The 18,277-nt window shown below is 73.4% G+C and carries 17 protein-coding genes; 8 read left to right on the top strand and 9 right to left on the bottom strand.

Features of this window, described 5'->3' with window-relative positions; translation table 11 throughout:
* Nucleotides 1-20: 20 nt before the first annotated feature.
* Nucleotides 21-1,544 (top strand): PucR family transcriptional regulator, encoded by a 1,524-nt coding sequence (locus tag ABTW95_RS01705; protein WP_500223616.1) that lies wholly within the window; start codon nt 21-23, stop codon nt 1,542-1,544.
* Between the two features lie 167 nt (nt 1,545-1,711).
* Entirely contained in the window at nt 1,712-2,554 is an 843-nt protein-coding gene (gene ddaH / locus ABTW95_RS01700) for a dimethylargininase (RefSeq protein WP_500223614.1), read from the top strand.
* Here the strand turns inward: ddaH and ABTW95_RS01695 are convergent, their stop codons facing one another.
* Nucleotides 2,555-3,850, bottom strand: coding sequence for an MFS transporter (locus ABTW95_RS01695; RefSeq protein ID WP_500223612.1), 1,296 nt, complete (start codon nt 3,848-3,850; stop codon nt 2,555-2,557).
* Nucleotides 3,851-3,866: 16 nt separating this feature from the next.
* A complete protein-coding gene (locus tag ABTW95_RS01690; RefSeq protein WP_396447586.1) occupies nt 3,867-4,439 on the bottom strand; it encodes a helix-turn-helix domain-containing protein in 573 nt (190 codons plus the stop codon).
* A gap of 64 nt (nt 4,440-4,503) precedes the next feature.
* On the opposite strand from ABTW95_RS01690, the gene ABTW95_RS01685 reads away from it, so the two are divergent.
* Together ABTW95_RS01685 and ABTW95_RS01680 are read left to right on the top strand one after the other, a co-directional pair.
* A complete protein-coding gene (locus ABTW95_RS01685; protein WP_500223609.1) occupies nt 4,504-5,427 on the top strand; it encodes an NAD(P)/FAD-dependent oxidoreductase in 924 nt (307 codons plus the stop codon).
* 40 nt (nt 5,428-5,467) lie between these two features.
* A complete protein-coding gene (locus ABTW95_RS01680) occupies nt 5,468-6,463 on the top strand; it encodes a hypothetical protein (RefSeq protein ID WP_396447588.1) in 996 nt (331 codons plus the stop codon).
* Here ABTW95_RS01680 and ABTW95_RS01675 read toward each other — a convergent pair.
* On the bottom strand, nt 6,450-7,895 hold the full coding sequence (locus ABTW95_RS01675) for a WS/DGAT/MGAT family O-acyltransferase (protein WP_396447589.1): 1,446 nt from the start codon (nt 7,893-7,895) through the stop codon (nt 6,450-6,452). The genes ABTW95_RS01680 and ABTW95_RS01675 overlap by 14 nt on opposite strands.
* A 257-nt stretch (nt 7,896-8,152) precedes the next feature.
* On the opposite strand from ABTW95_RS01675, the gene ABTW95_RS01670 reads away from it, so the two are divergent.
* Nucleotides 8,153-8,830, top strand: coding sequence for a uracil-DNA glycosylase (locus tag ABTW95_RS01670; protein ID WP_396447590.1), 678 nt, complete (start codon nt 8,153-8,155; stop codon nt 8,828-8,830).
* Between the two features lie 389 nt (nt 8,831-9,219).
* On the opposite strand, the gene ABTW95_RS01665 is transcribed toward ABTW95_RS01670, so the two are convergent.
* Nucleotides 9,220-10,077: a hypothetical protein gene (locus tag ABTW95_RS01665; RefSeq protein ID WP_396450399.1), complete on the bottom strand. Its 858-nt coding sequence runs from the start codon at nt 10,075-10,077 to the stop codon at nt 9,220-9,222.
* Between the two features lie 134 nt (nt 10,078-10,211).
* On the opposite strand from ABTW95_RS01665, the gene ABTW95_RS01660 reads away from it, so the two are divergent.
* Nucleotides 10,212-10,976 carry a lysophospholipid acyltransferase family protein gene (locus ABTW95_RS01660; protein WP_396450401.1) on the top strand — a complete coding sequence of 255 codons (765 nt, stop codon included), beginning with the start codon at nt 10,212-10,214 and terminating at the stop codon, nt 10,974-10,976.
* Nucleotides 10,977-11,018: 42 nt separating this feature from the next.
* The gene (locus ABTW95_RS01655) at nt 11,019-12,173 is read left to right on the top strand and encodes a DUF5925 domain-containing protein (RefSeq protein WP_396450402.1); all 1,155 of its coding nucleotides are present in this window, start codon (nt 11,019-11,021) and stop codon (nt 12,171-12,173) included.
* Here ABTW95_RS01655 and ABTW95_RS01650 read toward each other — a convergent pair.
* Complete coding sequence (locus tag ABTW95_RS01650) at nt 12,170-13,351, bottom strand: trans-sulfuration enzyme family protein (RefSeq protein WP_500223606.1); 1,182 nt, start codon at nt 13,349-13,351, stop codon at nt 12,170-12,172. The two genes, ABTW95_RS01655 and ABTW95_RS01650, sit on opposite strands and share 4 nt — an antisense overlap.
* A gap of 324 nt (nt 13,352-13,675) precedes the next feature.
* Nucleotides 13,676-14,419 carry a DUF2470 domain-containing protein gene (locus ABTW95_RS01645; RefSeq protein ID WP_500223604.1) on the bottom strand — a complete coding sequence of 248 codons (744 nt, stop codon included), beginning with the start codon at nt 14,417-14,419 and terminating at the stop codon, nt 13,676-13,678.
* Nucleotides 14,420-14,486: 67 nt separating this feature from the next.
* Between ABTW95_RS01645 and rpsD the strand changes: the two genes are divergently transcribed.
* Nucleotides 14,487-15,092 carry a 30S ribosomal protein S4 gene (gene rpsD / locus ABTW95_RS01640; RefSeq protein ID WP_396450407.1) on the top strand — a complete coding sequence of 202 codons (606 nt, stop codon included), beginning with the start codon at nt 14,487-14,489 and terminating at the stop codon, nt 15,090-15,092.
* A gap of 52 nt (nt 15,093-15,144) precedes the next feature.
* Here the strand turns inward: rpsD and ABTW95_RS01635 are convergent, their stop codons facing one another.
* Genes ABTW95_RS01635 through ABTW95_RS01625 form a run of 3 tightly spaced genes read right to left on the bottom strand, consistent with a single transcriptional unit; the run spans nt 15,145 to nt 18,260 of the window.
* Nucleotides 15,145-16,185 carry a hypothetical protein gene (locus ABTW95_RS01635; RefSeq protein ID WP_500223601.1) on the bottom strand — a complete coding sequence of 347 codons (1,041 nt, stop codon included), beginning with the start codon at nt 16,183-16,185 and terminating at the stop codon, nt 15,145-15,147.
* Nucleotides 16,186-16,233: 48 nt separating this feature from the next.
* A complete protein-coding gene (locus ABTW95_RS01630) occupies nt 16,234-17,532 on the bottom strand; it encodes an MCE family protein (RefSeq protein WP_396450411.1) in 1,299 nt (432 codons plus the stop codon).
* Nucleotides 17,532-18,260 carry an MCE family protein gene (locus ABTW95_RS01625; RefSeq protein WP_500223599.1) on the bottom strand — a complete coding sequence of 243 codons (729 nt, stop codon included), beginning with the start codon at nt 18,258-18,260 and terminating at the stop codon, nt 17,532-17,534. The genes ABTW95_RS01630 and ABTW95_RS01625 overlap by 1 nt, the downstream gene beginning before the upstream one ends.
* Between the last annotated feature and the right edge of the window lie 17 nt (nt 18,261-18,277).

The following is an 18,277-nucleotide window of genomic DNA, read 5'->3' as shown; positions in this document are numbered from 1 at the left end:
CGGTGGGCCACACTGGAACCGTGATCGATGTGGCCGGCCTCGTCGGCTCGCTGGGGCTGCTCCGGCTGGTGACGCCGGGGCGCGGCGGGCAGGTGCACGACGTCGTGCTGGCCGAGCCGGGCGAGGCGGCGGGGCGGCCGGGCGAGATCGTCCTCGGCGCCGGCGTGTCCGGCCCGGCGGAGGCCGTGGCGCTGCTGGAGCGCGCCGACGCGGCCGGGGCGGACGGCGTCGTGCTGCGGGCCCCGCTCGCCCGCGACCCGGAGGTCGCCGAAGTGGCGCGGAGCCTGCGGCCCGCGCTCGTCGAACTCCAGCCGGACACGTCGTGGACGCACCTGATCTGGCTGGTGCGCGGCGCCATCGACCGGGCCTACGCGCCGCGCCCGTCCGGTGCCGTCGACGACCTGTTCGCGCTCGCCGACACCGCCGCCGAGATCGCCGACGCCCCGGTCACGGTGGAGGACGCCCGCTCCCGCGTCCTCGCCTACTCGGGCCGCCAGGACACCACCGACCCCGCCCGCGTCTCGACCATCGTGGGGCGCCGGGTCCCGCCGCAGGTCATCGCGCATCTGCGCGCCTGCGGGGTGTTCCGCAAGCTGGCCCGGTCCAGCGAACCGATCATCGTCCCGGCCGGGCCGGACGACATGCTGCCGCGGCTCGTCGTCCCGGTGCGCGCAGGGGGCGAGTGGCTCGGCTCCATCTGGGTGGTGGCGCGGACGCCGATCCCGCAGGACCGGGTCCGGCGGCTCAGGGACCTCGCGTCCGTCCTGGCCCTGCACCTGCTGCGGCTGCGCGCCGAGGCGGGCGTCGCGCGCCGGGTGTCGGCCGACCAGATCCGCGCCGCGCTCCGGGACGGCGTCCGCCCCGGCGCGGCCGAGCCCCCGTGGCGCGTCGCGGTCCTCGGCGGCGGCGACGACCTCCCCGGGCGGCTCGACCTGTGGGAGGCGATCACGCACCGGTTCGGCTGGCACCGCCCGCTGCTCGCCGACCTGGACGGCGCGCTGCTCGCCGTGCTGACCGACCCGCCCCGCGCCGGGCGGGAACCGGACGCCGGGTCGATGCGCTGGCTGCGCACCGTCCTCGCCGAGGTCCGCGCGCACGACCCCGGTCTGTACGCGGCGGCGGGCGGCCCCGCGCACTCCCCCGCCGACCTGCCCCGGTCCCGGTCGGAGGCCGCCGAAGTGGGCGCCCTCGTCGCGTCCGGCCGGCTGCCTCCCGGCCTCGTCCTGCTGGAGGACGTCTGGGACGCCGTCGTCGTCGAACGCGCCCGGCGGGCGGTCGGAGCCGGCGCCGGCCTGCTGGGCGGCCCCCTGCCCGCGCTCAAGGCCCACGACGAGACGCACGGGACGGCGTTCCTCCCGACGCTGGCCGCCTGGCTCGACCACTACGGCGACACGAAGGGCACCGCGCAGGCCCTCGGCGTCCACCCCAACACCCTGCGGTACCGCCTGCGCCGCATGGCGGAGGTCGCGCCCGTGGACGTCTCGTCCCCCCGCGTGCGGCTGGCCCTCCGGCTCCAGCTCGACGCGCTCCTCGGCCGGGGCTGAGCCGCCCGCGCGACGGCGGGGACCAGCGCGCAACGATCAATGCCTCCTCGGCCGAAACACGCAACGAAGTGCCAGGTGAGAGCAAGGTTGGCGAATTGGATTGCGGGTCGTTGCTTCCTAGGCTTCCGATCAGTCGATCCCCCATTCGGATGTCCCTGGAGAGACGTATGACCGTGATGCCGGCGACGGGGCCGAGCACCGTCGAGCGGACCGCGCCGCGGCGGCACTTCCTGATGTGCCGTCCGGAGCACTTCGCCGTCACCTACGCGATCAACCCCTGGATGGACCCGGCGGCCGGGGCGGACGCCGGGAGGGCCGTCGAGCAGTGGGAGGAGCTGCGCGCCGCGTATCTGGAGCTCGGGCACGAGGTGAGCCTCATCGACCCGATCGAGGGGCTGCCCGACATGGTGTTCGCGGCGAACGGCGCGCTGGTGGTCGGCGGACGCGTCTACGGGGCGAAGTTCGCCCATCCGGAGCGGCGGGCGGAGGGCCCCGCGTACGCGAAGTGGATGCGGGAGAACGGGTTCCCGGACGTCCTGGAGGCCCGGCACACCAACGAGGGCGAGGGCGACTTCCTCACGCTCGACCACGTGATCCTGGCGGGCACCGGGTTCCGGACGGACCTGGCCGCCCACCAGGAGGCGCAGGAGTTCCTCGGGCGCCCGGTCGTGACGCTCCGGCTCGTCGACCCGCGCTTCTACCACCTGGACACGGCGCTGTTCCCGCTCGGCGGCGGCAACGTCGCCTACTACCCCGGCGCGTTCTCGCCGGGCAGCCGCGCGGTTCTGGAGCGGCTGTTCCCCGACGCCGTCGTCGCGGACGAGGAGGACGCGGCCGTGCTGGGCCTGAACGCGGTGTGCGACGGGCGCAGCGTCGTCATCAACACCGAGGCGACCGGGCTGATCAAGACGCTGGAGGCCCGCGGGTACGAGCCCGTCCCGGTGGACCTGTCCGAGCTGCGCAAGGCGGGCGGCGGGCCGAAGTGCTGCACGCTGGAGCTGCGGAGCTGATCAGCCCCGCCGGCGGCCGCGGCCGGCGGCGAGGCCGATGTGGCGGCGAGCCAGCGTCCGGGTCCGCAGGACGCCCGTGACGCCGATCGCCCAGATCCCGATCTGGACGGTCCACGCGGCGCGGAACGCCTCGGGGGTGAACTCGCCGCGCGGCGACAGGGCGTCCAGGACGAGCCCGATCAGCAGGATCGTGACGAGGGAGGCGATGAAGCCGCCCACGTTGACGATGCCGGTCGCGGTGCCCTGCCGTCCGGGCGGGTTGAACGTCCGGGCGAAGTCGAAGCCGATCATCGAGCCGGGGCCGCCGGGCGCGACGCACAGGATCAGCAGCACCAGCAGCCACGCGGGCGCGGGCGGCGGCCAGGCGAGGACGGCCGCCCACGCCGCGGCGTTCATCCCGACGATGCCGAGGACGAGCCACGACCGGCGCAGCGGGTAGCGGGCGACGAGCCGCCCGATGAACGGCCCGGACACGACGTTGACCAGCACGAACAGCGTCAGCAGCGTGGACGCGGCGGCCGGTTCCATGCCCTGCCCCGACACCAGGTACGGGTAGCCCCACATCAGCGCGAACGTGTTGGACGAGAACTGGGTCACGAAGTGCGACCAGAGGCCGAGGCGGGTCCCGGGGTGCTTCCAGGCCGCGACCAGGTTCGTGCCCGTCTCGCGCAGCGTGGGGACGTCGGCGCGGCCCGGCCCGTCGCGCAGCACGGCGACCGCCAGCACGGCCATGAGCACGCCGAGCGCCGCCGCCGACCCGAACGCCGTGCCCCAGCCGGGGCCGTGCAGCAGCGCGACGAACGGGATCGCGCTGAGCACCTGGCCGAGCTGCCCGAGCTGCCCGGTGAGCTGCGTCACGACCGGGACGTAGCGGCCGGGGAACCAGGTCGCGACGATGCCGAGGACGCTGATGAACGTCATCGCGTCGCCCGCGCCGACCATCACGCGGGCGGCGACGGCCGTGCCGACGCCGGTGGACACGGCCATGAGCGCTTGCCCGGCGGCCATGAGCAGCGCGCCGCCCGCGACCATCCGGCGCGGGCCGACCCGGTCGAGCAGCAGGCCGACGGGGATCTGCAGGCCCGCGTAGACGAGCAGCTGCAGGACCGTGAAGGACGCGAGGATGCCGGCGGACGCGTCGAACCGGCGGACGGCGTCCAGGCCGACGACGCCGAAGGACGTCCGGTGCAGGACCGCGACCGCGTAGGCGAGGACGCCGACGCCCCACAGCGCCCACGCGGCGGGCGCGGCGCGCCGGCGTTCCGGGCATTCCTGGGGAGGTTGGGCGGTCTGCACGGACACCCAACTTATGTCACTTCCGCCGGGGCCTGGCCCGCAGGTGCATCCGCTCCCCCTGCGGCCCGAACAGGCTGAGCACCTCGGCCGGCCCGCCCGCGCCGCCGAACCAGTGCGGCAGCCGGGTGTCGAACTCGGCGGCCTCCCCCGGCTCCAGGATCATGTCGCGGCCCGCCAGGTGCAGGCGCAGCCGGCCGTTCAGGACGTACAGCCAGTCGTAGCCCTCGTGGGTCTGCGGCTCGTTCGTCCACCGCCGCTCCGGGACGAGCATCTTGAACGCCTGCACCCCGCCGGGGCGCCTGGTCAGCGGCAGCACGGTCATGTCGCCCATCTTCTGCGGGCGCGGCCTGATCCGCGGGTCGCCGACGGCGGGCGCGCCGACCAGCTCGTCCAGCGGCACCCCGTGGGCCTGCGCCAGCGGCAGCAGCAGCTCCAGGCTCGGCCGCCGCTTGCCCGACTCCAGCCGCGACAGCGTGCTCACCGAGATGCCGGTGGCCTCGGCGAGCGCGGTGAGGGTGATGTCGCGCTCCTGCCGGAGCCGCCGGAGCCGCGGGCCCACTCCGGCGAGCACCTGCTCGGTCGTCTCCATCCCCCAATTGCAGGTTCGGCAAAGAAGTTTGTCAATCTCGGGACCCGCCGCGCATCCTCGCGGCATGACCGAGAACATCGAACGAGACGTACTGATCATCGGGGGCGGGCCCGCCGGGCTGAGCGCCGCGCTCGTCCTGTCCCGCGCCCGCCGCCGCGTCACCGTGGTCGACGCGGGCGAGCCCCGCAACGCGCGGGCCGAGCACATGCAGGGCTTCCTCACCCGGGACGGCCTGCCGCCCGCCCGCCTGCTGGAGATCGGCCGCACCGAGGTGCGCGGCTACGGCGGCGAGATCATCTCCGGGACCGTCGAGCACGCGGCCGGGGACGCCGAGGAGGGCTTCGCCCTCACGCTCGCGGACGGGACCGTCCTGCGCGGCCGGCGGCTGCTGGTCACCACGGGCGTGGCCGACGTCCTGCCGGACGTTCCCGGCCTCCAGGACCGGTGGGGCCGCGAAGTGCAGATGTGCCCGTACTGCCACGGGTGGGAGGTCCGCGACCGGCGGCTCGTCGTGCTGGCGACGTCGCCGAACTCCGTCCACCAGGCGTCGCTGCTGCGGCAGTGGTCGCCGGACGTGACGTTCCTCGCGGCGAAGGCCCCGGCAGGCGACGACGCGGCCCGCCTGGACGCGCGCGGCGTCCGCGTCGTGGAGGGCGAGGCGCGGCGCCTCGTCGTCGAGAACGACCGCGTCACCGGCTTCGAGCTGGCGGACGGCTCCACGCTGCCCTGCGACGCCGTCTTCGTCGCGCCGGAGTGGGCGGCCAAGGACGGCCCGCTGACCGACCTCGGCGCCGAGATCGCCGACAGCGGCTTCGTGAAGGTGGACGAGACCGGCCGGACCAGCGTCCCGGGCGTGTGGGCCGCGGGCAACGTCGTCTCCCCCGCCGGCCAGGTCATCATGGCGGCCTCGGCCGGCTCGATGGCCGCCGCGATGGTCAACGCCGACCTCATCGAGCAGGACGTCGCCCGCAAGCTCGCCGCCGCCTGAGCCGGCGAGCGGCGATCGCCGGGCGCCTAGGCTGGGCGGGGTGGACGAGCGGGCGTGGCGCGCGGCGCGGGCGGCGCTGAACGAAGAGCGGGCGCGGCTGGGAGAGGCGGCGAGCGCGCTCTATCCGGACGCCGGGCGCGTCGCGGGGACGCCGCTGCTGTGCCGTGACGGCTGGGTGCCGGACGCGCCGGTCCCGCTCACCGGCCTCCGGCTGGAATGGGACGAGCGGCCCGCCCCGCCCGCCGTCGCCGGCCCCGCCGGCGGTCTCCCGGACGGGTACCGGACGTACGCCGAGGCCATGGCCGCGCTCGCGCCGCCGAAGGTCTTCGAGGACCGCCCGTCCTACCGGCTCCTCGACGTCGCACTCCCCGTCCTGCGGTTCGGGCCCGCGCGCTACTTCGACGGCGTGAACGTGGGCGAGTGCGTCGCGCACGAGCTGGCCGCCGGGACGGAGGGCCTGCCGCTGCGCACCCGGATCGGCGACCCGTGCGACCTCGCCCGCCGCCCCGCCCTGTGCGCGGTCACGACGCTGACCGCGACGGCGTCCGGCTCGTACGTCCTGCACTGGCGCGACCCGGCGAAGGTCGCGCACGCCGGCGGGCTCCACCAGGTGATGCCCGTCGGCGTCTTCCAGCCGCTCCGCGGCGAGGCGCCCGACCTGTGGCAGTGCATGGTCCGCGAGTACGCCGAGGAGTTCCTCGGAAAGGGCGAGGACTACGGCGACGGCTTCGTCCAGGAGGAATGGCCCTTCCACCGGGCGATGACCGCCGCCCGCGACGAGGGCCGGCTGCGGGCGTACTTCCTCGGGCTCGGCGTCGACCCGCTGACGTTCGCGCTCGACCTCCTCACGGCCGTCGTCATGGACGACGACGTGTTCGGGGACCTGTTCGGCGGCCTGGTCGCGGTCAACGAGGAGGGCACGGTGTCCATGGCGCCGCTCGCCGGGCCCGTCCCGCGGCCCGTGCAGCCGGCGGGCGCCGCCGCGCTGGCGCTCGCGCGGCGGCACCGGGAGGCCCTCGGCCTCACTCGCGGCTGAGCGCCTTCAGCTCGTCCAGCGCGTCCACGAGGTGGTCCACGATCTCGGACGGGTCGGGGATGAGGTCGCGGCACGCCACGATCCCGACGTGGACCTTGCCGGCGTAGGAGAAGACGGTGATGTTCAGGCCGCCGCTCACGTCCGTCACGACGGAGATCGGGTAGTAGCCGAGCACCTTCGCCCCGCACAGGTACAGCGGGATCTGCGGGCCGGGCACGTTCGAGATCATCAGGTTGACCGGGCGCACCGAGAAGGCGGGCGCGGCCTGCAGCGCGAGCCTGGTCACCGCGCCGGCGAGCGGCGCGGGCAGCAGGCCGGTCACGTCCCGCACCCAGGCGCCCGACGAGCGGGTGAACCGGCGCTTGGCGACGTCCATGTCGCGCCGGACGGCGGCGTACCGCTCGGCCGGGTCCGGGACGTGCGTGGCGAGCGGCGCCGTCATGAGCGAGAGCTGGTTGCCCGGCTCGGCCGCCGCGCCGCCGCGCCGCAGCGACACCGGGACGGCCGTGACCAGCGGGCGGTCCGGCAGGTCGCCGCGCTTGTCGAGCCACTGCCGCAGCGCCGTCGCGCACAGCGCCATGACGACGTCGTTCACGCTGCCGCCGAGGCCCCGCCGGATCTCCTTGACCGCGGCGAGCGGCAGCTCACCGAAGGCGACGGAGCGGCGGCGGCCGATCGGCAGGTTGAACGGGGTCGGCGGCGCGCTCATCCGGGGCGCCCGCGGCGTCCCCGGGCGGCGCAGCGCGCCCTGCACGGCCGCCGACACCAGCCCCATGCCCGGGATGGACGACAGGCCGGGCACATCGTCCAGGTAGGGGGCGGTGCGCGCCATCGACACCGCCGACCGGACGGGGTGCAGCGCGGCCCGCAGCAGCCCGGTCCCGACCATGTCGAGCACGCCGGGGGCGCGGGCGGGGGCCTCCTCGTCGGCGGGCACGTCCCGCGGCTCGGGCGTCAGGTCGAGCAGCGCGGCGAGCGTCTCGGCGGCCATCACGCCGTCCACCGCGGCGTGGTGCACCTTCACGTAGACGGCGGTCAGCCCGCCGTGCAGGCCCTGGATCAGCACCAGCTCCCAGAGCGGGCGGGTGAGGTCGAGCGGCTGCTCGTGCAGCATCCCGACGATGTCGGCGAGCTGGCGTTCGGTGCCCGGCGCGGGAAGCCCGATCTCGGTGATGTGCCGTTCTGGCTCGAAGTCCGGATCGTCCTCCCAGTAGGGGTGGTCCAGGCCGAGCGGCACCTGGACGAGCCGCTGCCGCAGCGGACGCGCCGCGAGATGCGCGCGGTCGCGGACCAGCCCGGCGACGAGCGGGACGGTGAGCCGGCCGCCGGGGCACGACCCGGCGTCGACGATGCCCAGCCCGGCGATGTGGGCGCGGGTGGTACCGGTCTCGGCGTGGAGGAATGTCGCGTCCACGGTGCTCAGCTGGCTCATGCTCTCGTCCCGTCCGCTCGTCCTGTCGCCTGCCCTGCCTCTAGGAGTTATGCGCTGGGCGGCGGCAGGTCAACGCGGGCCAGAAGGAAGCAACAGGGATTTAACGGGGCGTTTCACCCAGTTCATGCGGCGTTTTTGGGCCCCGCTGGACAAGAATTTCACCATCACCGGCCTCATGAGGTCAGAAAACTACACAAAGCGGACTGACGGGGCTAACCACCGGCGCAGACGTGATCACCGGACTAGGGTGGTGCGCCATGACGGCACGACCACTCTCGGAGATCGTCGAAGCGGGCTGGGCCACCGCGCTGCAGCCGGTCGCCGGGACGATCGCCGCCGCGGGCGACTGGCTGCGCGCCGAAGTCGCCGCCGGCCGCCGCTACCTCCCCGCCGGCGACCTCATCCTCCGCGCGTTCACCCAGCCGTTCGACGACGTCCGCGTCCTCATCGTCGGCCAGGACCCCTACCCGACGCCCGGGCACCCGGTCGGCCTCAGCTTCTCCGTGGCGCCCGACGTCCGGCCCCTGCCCGCGAGCCTCGTCAACATCTTCCGCGAATACTGCAGCGACCTCGGCCACCCCGAACCGTCCAACGGCGACCTCACCCCGTGGGCCGAGAACGGCGTCTGCCTGCTCAACAGATCACTCACCGTCATGCCCGGCAAGCCCGGCTCGCACCGCAACAAAGGCTGGGAGGAAGTGACCGAGCAGGCCATCCGCGCGCTCGCCGCCCGCGGCCGCCCGCTCGTCGCCATCCTGTGGGGCCGCGACGCCCGCAACCTCAAACCGCTGCTCGGCGGCGTCCCCTGCATCGAGTCACCGCACCCGAGCCCCTACTCGGCCGACCGCGGCTTCTTCGGCTCCCGCCCCTTCTCCCGAGCCAACCAGCTCCTCGAACAGCAGGGCGCGCCCCCGGTGGACTGGAAACTGCCGTAACTCCCAGGGGGGCGACGCTAACTCCCAGGGGGGCGACCCCCTGGAACCCCCGTTAGCGACGCAGGCGATCCTCGCTCCTTTGTTGCGGTCTGTCGTGCCTGTGACGGGCGTGTGTGGCGTCGCTGCGGTCGCCTGCGTCGCCGGGCATGCCCGCTCCGGGCGCTAGAGCGCCCTCCGCGTGCCTGCCCGTGCCTGTCGCTTCGGTTGGTGCTGCGGCTCGGGTCTGGTCCAAGAGCGTGTGAATTGTTCTCGTCCAAGAGGCGTCGGCATTTGTTTCATGGAGCGACCTCCTGGAACCCCCTTGGCGCATGCCCGTGGTCCGCGCCCGGCTTCCGGGGCCAGTCCAAGAGGGGGTGAACCGTGCTCGTCCGGGGGGGTGTGGTGGGGCTCTACTCTTCGGGGAGGTGGCGGAGGAGGGTGGCGAACTCGCCGGTGCCCTCCGTCGGGGCGTCGGCGGGGAGCGGGGTCAGGCGGCGCTCGCCGTGGCTCCAGTAGACGCCCGGCGCGCACGGGTCGTCGGCGGCGTCGTGCATCTCACGCACCACGTCCGCGAACACGGGGAGCACCTCGCGGACGGCCGTGGACGTGATCGGGTACAGCAGCAGCGTGCTGTGGCACGGGACGCCGACCAGGGCGCCGTGCTCGTTCGGCCACGGGAGGAACTGGTCGACCTCGCTGAGCAGCGCCGACACGTACCGGCTGCCGGGCTTGCCGACGACCCGGACGTTGCGGCCCGGCAGGAGCGGCTGGTCGTGGACCGAGACGTCCGCCAGCTCCCGGTCGTGGGTGTTCGTCATCACGTAGCCGAGCTTGTGCAGGCCGAGCAGGCCGGCGCGGGCCTTGGTGAGCGGGCCGCCGTACCGCGGGTGCTCGATCATCACCATCGCGTCGAAGTGGTCGCCGGCGGGGACGACGACGAGGCCCTCCCGGTCGCGGGGCGCGAGCTTCGGCACTATGCGCAGCCGCAAGAGTTCCCTGACGTCGCCGAACAGCTCCATCTCGCCGATCGCGAGGAACGCGCGGTCGCCGACCTCGCGGACCCACTCGTCCACCACGCGGGGCCATGCCGAGCGCGGCTCGCGGGCGCACCGCTCCAGGACCGTCCAACTGGAGGCCCGCGCCTCGGACCGACCGACGGGCAGCACCACCTCCGACGTGCCTGGGTCGAACCAGGCGCTGGGCGCCAAGGCGGGCAGCACGTCGCGGATGAGCGCGTGCACGTCCGCCGCCGCGTCCAACGGTTCCATGAAAGCTCATCCTCCCTCAGCCGTCGGCGGATCACGTCACCCCCAACCTTCTCAGAGTTCGGGCCCGTTGTGTGATCCATCGCGATCCCCGCCGCACACTCGCTGATCATGAGCGCCTCAAGTACGGTGCCTACATGCGCGAACTCGTGTACCCACCGGTGATCAAGACGGCTGTCGGTGTGTTCAAGGTCCTGAACATCAAGTTCCGTCTGGAGGGGACCGACCAGATCCCCAGCACCGGTGGCGCGGTGCTCGTCAGCAACCACGTGAGCTACCTCGACTTCATCTTCGCCGGCCTCGCCGCCCACCCCGCCAAGCGGCTGGTGCGGTTCATGGCGAAGAAGGAGATCTTCGACAACCGGGTCGCGGGGCCGCTGATGCGTGGGATGCGCCACATCCCGGTCGACCGGAACGCGGGCGCCTCGTCCTACGCCGCCGCGCTGAAGGCGCTCAAGAGCGGCGAGATCGTCGGGGTGTTCGCGGAGGCGACGATCAGCCGGTCGTTCACCGTCAAGGAGATCAAGAGCGGTGCGGTGCGGATGGCGGTCGCGGCCAAGGTGCCGCTCATCCCGGTCGCGATCTGGGGCCCGCAGCGCATGTGGACCAAGGGGCGCAAGCGCCGGCTGTGGCAGCGGAACGTCCCGGTCACGATCCTCGTCGGCGAGCCCATGTACCCCAAGCGCGGCGACGACTACGACGCGGTCACCCGGGAGCTGCGCGCGCGCATGTCCGAGCTGCTGGAGAAGGCGCAGCGCGAGTACCCCGAGGTGCCGCGCTCGGACGAGACCTGGTGGCAGCCCGCCTACCTCGGCGGCACCGCGCCGACCCCCGAGGAGGCCGAGAAGCTCGACCTCGAAGAGGCCGAGGCGCGCAGGGCGGCCCGCGAGTCCGGCGCGTAATTCGTTGGACGGCGTCCGTCACCGCGCGTGATCATGCTGGGCATGACCATGCCGCAGGAGAGGACGCACGAGGTCCTGCATCTGATCGAACCCCCGGAGGCGCCGGGGGCCGACGCCGCGCTGCCCGTGGTCTTCAACCTGTCCGACGACAACTCGCCCGCCGACGTGATGGACGTGCTGTCGCTGCGCCCGTTCGCGTCCGGCGAGCAGCCCTGGTCGCGGTCGACGCGGCTGGAGCACGTCAAGGCCGACGCGCCGCTGCGCCCGGACGGCGCCCGCCTCGTGCGGGTCGCGCGCGAGAAGGGCAAGGAATCGGTGCTCGCCGAGGGCGACGGCTGGACGCTGCTGACGAACCGCTGGAAGAGCGGCATCGCCTACGTCGCGGTGTCCGCCGTCACCGACGAGCTGGCCGAGTCGGTCCTGGAGGCGTGCGTCAAGGACGCGACCGAGCCGCCGAAGACCGACGAGACCAGCGTCGAGATGGGCTTCTGGCACATGGGCTCGCACGGCCCCGTCCGCAGCGAGCGCGCGATCACCGCCGACTCGTGGGACGACATCCGGCGCAACTACACCGCGCCCGTCGCCGAGGCGCTCGACGCGGTGATGAACCTCACCCGCGACGAGGTCGCGGGCCGGCTGCTGCTCCTGCACGGCCCGCCCGGCACCGGCAAGACCACCGCGCTGCGGGCCCTCGCCCGCGCGTGGGGCGACTGGTGCCAGGCCGACTGCGTCCTCGACCCGGAGGCCCTCTTCGGCACCCCCAGCTACCTCATGGAGGTCGCGGTCGGCGACGACGAGGACGAGAACCGCCGGTGGCGGCTCCTCATCCTGGAGGACTGCGACGAGCTGATCCGCGGCGAGGCCAAGCAGTCGACCGGCCAGGGCCTGTCCCGCCTGCTCAACCTCACCGACGGAATGCTCGGCCAGGGCCGCGACGTCCTCGTGGCGATCACCACCAACGAGGACCTCGCCAGGCTGCACCCGGCCGTCGTCCGCCCCGGGCGCTGCCTGGCGCAGATCGAGGTCGGCCGCCTCACCCGCGACGAGGCCCTCACCTGGCTGGACGGCTCCGGAGTCCCGCCGGCGGACGTCGCGTCCGACGGCGCCACCCTCGCCGAACTGGTCGCGCTGCGCAAGGGCGAGCAGCGTCCGCGGAGCGAGAACGCCGAGACCGCGGCGACGGGCTTCTACCTCTAGGCCGCCTTGTCCAGGGCCTGGGTCATGTCGGCCCAGAGGTCGTCCGGGTCCTCCAGGCCGACGGAGAGGCGGACCAGGCCCTCGGCTATGCCGGCGGCGGCCAGGGTGGCCGCGTCCATCTGGCGGTGGGACGTGCTCGCCGGGTGCATGACCAGGGTGGCGATGTTGCCCAGGGACGGCCCCAGGGAGATCAGCTCGACCGCCTCGGAGAAGACCCGGCCCGCGTCCCGCCCGCCGGCCAGCTCGAAGGCGAGGACGCCGCCGGCGCCGTCCGGGAGGAGCCGGCGGGCGACCTCGTGCTGCGGGTGGCCGGGCAGGCCCGGGTAGTGGACGCGGGTGACGGACGGGTGCCCGGCCAGGCGCCGCGCCAGGTCGAGGGCCGTGGCGCTCTGCCGGGCGACGCGCATGGGCATGGTCGCCATGCCGCGGACGGTCAGCCACGCCGCGAACGCGTCGGCGGTGCAGCCCAGGTCGAGGGCGTGGTGCCAGACCCGGTGGTGGACGTCGGGGTCGGCGAAGACGGCGATGCCCCCGATGACGTCGCCGTGCCCGCTGAGGTACTTGGTCGTGGAGTGGACGACGACGTCGGCGCCGTGCTCGATCGGCTTGCAGAGCAGCGGCGCGAAGGTGTTGTCGACCACGGTCAGCACGTCCGCGCCGCGGACGGCCTCGGTGAAGGCGGGCAGATCCGTCACGTGCGTGGTGGGGTTGGCGACCGTCTCCAGGTAGAGGATGCGGGTGTCGGGGCGCAGGGCGTCCCGCACCTCGGCGGGGTCGTCGCCCGTGACGAACGTGACGTCGACGCCCCAGCGGTCGGCGAGGTCGTTGAGCAGCGCGTAGGTGCCGCCGTAGAGGGCGGTCTGCGCGATGACGTGGTCGCCGGCGCGGAGCATCGCCATCAGCACCGCGTTGATCGCGCCCATGCCGGAGGAGGTGGCGAACGCCCCGGCCCCGCCTTCGAGTTCGGCGACGGCCCGCTCCAGGGAGCGGACGGTCGGGTTGCCCATGCGCGCGTAGAAGAACGCCTCGTCCGGGCCGGAGAAGGCGGCGGCCAGGTCGGCGGCGGCGTCGAAGGCGAACAGGTGGCCCTGGTAGATGGGGACCGCCATCGGCCGGCTCCCCTCGGGAGCGATCACCGGCGGATGGACGGCCCGGGTCTGCGGATGGTGTCCGGTCATGTCTCCAGCCTGCGGCGGGATTCGGGGACCCGGAACGGCCAATTGCGACCAGTGGCCCGGACCACGCCCCCCGTCTGGTGCTACGCGGCGCCGGACCACCGGCCCGGCCGGGGGCGCCGGCCCCCTGCCGGTACGGTTCCCGCCACCGGCCCGCCCACCCCGCGAGGGCCGGCCGGCGATCGGGATCGTCCCGACAGAGGGGCCGTTTCGGCGTCCCTCGGCCGGAGACCCGAGCATCACCCGGCGGACCCCCTCCGCACCATCCGGGAGATCACCGCCAATTGCGGGTCCGCGCCGGGGTGCGGGGGCCTACGTACGTACGGGTCAGCCCCGGGCCGCGTCGGCGAACAGCCGCCGGCAGACGCGGCGGAGACCGTGGAGATCACTTACCGGCTCGGCGAACGCGACGCGCACGTCGAACGAGGACGGCGGTTCCGGGGCCGGCGGAGTGCAGCGTACCCACATCCCGTACCGGTCGAGCGCCAGCGGCCGGACGGGACCGGCGGGGACCGAGTCCGGCAGCAGCGCGGTCAGCTCGTCGCGGTGGGCCGAGTCCAGGTGGGTGAGGACGCCGGCCTCGATCGCGACGAACGGGTCCGGCGCGGCGGCGGCGTACTCCTCCGGTTCGAGGGTGGCGCTCCCCCACGCGTCGTCGATCTCGACCTGGGCGACCTCCAGGGCGAGGATCGTCCACTCGCCGTCCCCCACGCCGAGCAGTTCGGGACGCGGGTGGACGCGCGAGAGCCGCAGCGCGGCGGCGCGCAGCCCGGCCTCCGGCACCCGGGAGAGCCAGCCGTGCAGCCAGGCCCGGCCGCGCAGCCGGTCGGCGAACGGGACGGGCGCGACGTCGGAGATCCGCAGGGTGGCGGGGACGTCGTCCGCCGCGGCGGCCGGCGCGGACGAGGGGACGAGCAGCAGCGGCCTGCCGCCGCGGCCGGTGGTGTGCGCCGGTACGGGGGTGTCCGAGACGCCCGGCACGGCGAGCGCGCCGTCCGCGATGCCGTACGCGAGGGTCCTGGCCCGTTCCGCCGCCCCCGGTCCCCGCACGGTGGTCTCCGCTCGCCGCACCCCTGCCTCCTTGACGTTGAAGGTTAGGCTTACCTAACTTAGCCTTACCTAACCACTGAGGAGAGTGATGAACAACCCCCGGCCCAAAGTGCGGTTGTCGCGGGCCCTCGGCATCCCGCTGACGCCGAAGAGCGTCAAGTACTTCGAGGCCCGCCCCTACCCGCCCGGCGTGCACGGCCGCGCCCGCAAGCAGGAGAGCGACTACAAGGTGCGGCTCCGCGAGAAGCAGCGGCTCCGCGCGCAGTACAACATCCGCGAGGCGCAGCTCCGCAACGCCTTCGCCAGGGCCGCCAAGGCCGGCGGCAAGACCGGCGAGGAGCTCCTCGCCGACCTGGAGCGCCGGCTGGACGCACTCGTCCTGCGCGCCGGGTTCGCCCGCACCGTCTACCAGGCGCGGCAGTTCGTCGTGCACCGGCACGTCCTGGTGAACGGCCGCCGCGTCGACCGCCCGTCCTACCGGCTCCGCCCCGGCGACGTCATCACGATCGCCGAGCGCAGCCGCGGCATGGACGCGTTCCAGATCGCCGCGGCCGGCGGGCACGCGGAGACCGTCCCGCCCTATCTGGACGTCCGGCACGACGCCCTCGCCGCGCGGCTCGTCCGGATCCCCGAGCGCGGGGAGATCCCCGTCCGCTGCGACGAGCAGCTCGTCGTCGAGCACTACTCGCGTTAGCGCAGGACGCCGAGTCGGCCCGCACGCCTCCGTGCGGGCCGCTCGCGGGACGTCAGTTCTTCGGCTTCTCGCTCTTGCCCGGCTTCGGCGTCTCCGACGCGCCGCCGCTCGGGACGCTCGGCAGCTGCCCCTGCCGCTGGTTCTTGTTCTGGTCGTTGACGCCGGACGGGTACTGCTGGGTGATCTTCCACTCGCCGTCCACCTTGCTCAGGGACAGCCGTACCAGCGTCGCCGGCTGGTTGATGGCGCCGTCCTTGGTCTTCAGCGCCATGTCCATCATGACCACCGCCGTGGCGAACCTGCCGTTGACGCTGCCGACGAACACCTGGTTGGTCTTGGAGGTCAGCGCAACCTGGGAATCGGCCTGGAAGGCGCTGGCGAGGGTGGGGACCGTGTTCTTCTTGTAGTCCTCCTCCAGGTCGCCGGCCATCAGCTTCAGCGCCTTGTCGGTCTGCGTCTGGTAGTTCGTGGCGTTGTAGTTGTAGGCGACGTTGCCGTAGTCGGTGACGACCTTGCTGATGGCCTCGCGCTCGTCCTGCTTCGACGACAGGGAGTGAGCGGTCGTCCCCTGCCAGGTCGCGAGGCCCGCCAGCACGACGACCAGGACGGCCAGCACCACCGTCGGCACGAGGGGGAGCGCGAAGCCCCGCCCCTCCGCCGCGGCGGGAACCCAGGCCGGAGCCTTCGCCGGCGCCTCCTCGTCGGCGGCCGTCTCCGGGGGGTCGAGGCGGGCCGGACGCGGCTTCGCGGCCTGCGGAGCCGCCTGCGGAGCCGCCTTCGCGACCGGCTTCGCGACCGGCTTCACGACCGGCTTCGCAGCGGGCCCGGCCGGGCGGGCCGGGGGCTCCTCCGCGGCCTCGTCCGCCTCCTCGTCCGCCGCGTCCTCGGCGTCGAGGGCCTCCAGCACCTCGTCCAGATCTTCGTCGTCGATGACCTCGATGACCCGCACCCGGCGCTTGCGCCTGGCGGCGGGCCGCGCCGGCCGCGCCGCCGCCTTCCCGTTCTCCGCCTGGGTCTCCGCCCGCTCCTCGGCCGGGACCGCCTCGACCTCCTCGGCCCGGTCGGCCTGGTCCTTGCCGGTCTTGGCTGTCACTTCGGTAGCTCCTCGGGTTGGCTCAGTCCTTGCGCCGGCGCGGCCGACTCAGTCTTTGCGCCGGCGCAGCCGGCCCAGGCGGGACACCACGGGCACCGAGCCCATCATGACCCTGATCAGCACCAGCAGGGCGATGACCGGGGGAACGTACACTAGCCACACCGGCGGCCCGCCGGAAGAGTCGTCGCTGTTGTTCGCGGCCTTCCTGGCCTGCACGTCCTGCCGGTCCAGCGCCGGGTCGTGCGTCGGGATCGTCTCGCCCGGGTTCTTGGCCCGGTACGGCTTCTGCTTGGTCACCGCCGGCATCCGCCCGCCCGGGCAGGTCGGGACCTTGTTCACCGCCGGCTGCGGCAGCGGGTACTTGTACTCCAGCGTCGCCGGGGTGTTCAGCGTGACCTGGAAGACGACGTTCAGGACGGGCTTGCCCTGGTCGATCCCGATCACGTTGTCGAGGACGGTCTTCAGCTCCGGCGCCCGCCCCAGCGTCTTGTTCAGGTCCTTCAGATAGCCGGGGTTGTACCTGCTGATGCCCCAGTTGCCGAGCATGTCGACGGCGCAGCCGAAGTCGGCCTCGGTGCGGCCGAGCAGCCCGTTGACGGTGTCGAGCAGGTCGGGGCCCCGGTCGCGCAGCTCGGCGATCTGCCCGCGGACCTGGCTGAGCGCCGCGGTCAGCGCGGCCAGATTGTCGATGCCGGCGCCGAGCGACCCGCGGTTCCGGTTCAGCACCTCGGTGATCCGGCCGAGGTCCTTGGTCAGCCCGTCGAGCAGCTCGGTGTTCTCCGCGAACGTCTTGGTGAGGTCGTCGCCGCCGTTGATGATCTGCCGGAGCGAGTCCGCGCGGCCCGACCAGCCCTCGGCCAGCTCATGGGTGAGCACCTTGGCGTCGTCGGGGTTGATCGCCTTCAGCGAGTCGATGACCGCGCCGAACAGGTCGCCGTACTTCGGCGGGACGGACGTCTGCGACACCGGGATGACCGAGCCGGGCCGCATCGGCGGCGCGTCCGCCTTCCCGGCGCCCGGCGTCAGCTCGACGACCGGCTCGCCGACCGCGGACTTGCGCGCCGCGGCGGCGGTGACGCCCTGCGGGATCTTCACCCCGCGGTCGATGTCCAGCCGGACGACGACCTTGTCCTTCTCCAGCCTCACCGAGTCGATCTTGCCGATCCGCAGCCCGAGGTAGTCGACCTCGAAGTTCGGGTGCAGGCCCGGCGAGGACTCGAACTCCGCGGTGATGTGGTACGGCCGGTCGATGAAGTCGAACCGGACGACGTTGTTGAACGCCCACACGACCATGACCACGGCGAGGACGCCGAAGGCCACCAGGTTGATCGTCAGCCGCCTGGTCATCAGCGCCCTCCCAGGATCTTCTCAAGGTCGGGCAGCGCCTCGTCGAGCTTCTTCGGGATCTTGGTCGCGGCGGTCTTCTCCGGCTTCTCGCTGAGGCCGGGGAAGATCGGCCGCCCGTCCGGCCAGGTGATGCGGAGGATCGGGTACAGCAGCAGCTGGCCGTCGTAGCTGGCCAGCGGGATCTTGTACGAGAACGCCACGATGCCGTCCACGACGGCGGTGAGCCGCTTGCGGTTGCCGCCGAGCTGCTGCAGGACGGGGTCGAGGTCGTTCAGCAGCCGCCGGAACCGGGCGATGCGCCCCACCAGCACCTTGTCGTTCAGCTCGTGCGCCATCTCGGTGAGCCGGTCGACGGCCTTGATGATCTTCTCTTTGTCGTCGTTCAGCATCCGGGTCGTGCGTTCGAGCTGGCCCGGCGCCTCGCTGAGGGCGTCGTCGCCCTTCGCGAGCGACCGGCCGAGCTTCGCGAACCGGTCGATGGACTCGCCGAGTTCGATGCGCTGCCGGGCGAACATCCTCACCAGGTCGCTCGCCTGGGCGATCGTCTTGTTGAGCTTCTGCCCGTTGCCGTCCAGCGCGGTGGCCCCGGCATTGACGACCGTCGCCACGTCGTCGCCGGCGAGCGCCTGGATCAGCGGCCCGGCCTGCCCGACGACCTCCTCGAACGCGGGCTGGACGCTGGTGTCGGTGATCGCGGAGCCGGAGGCGAGGAACGGGCCGCGGTCCATGCTCGCGCCGGGCGGCA

The sequence above is a fragment of the Spirillospora sp. NPDC127506 genome (genome assembly GCF_040302145.1).
Lineage (GTDB): Bacteria > Actinomycetota > Actinomycetes > Streptosporangiales > Streptosporangiaceae > Spirillospora.
The sequence above is the reverse complement of the archived record's forward strand: the minus strand, read 5'-3'. Positions and strand labels throughout refer to the sequence as shown.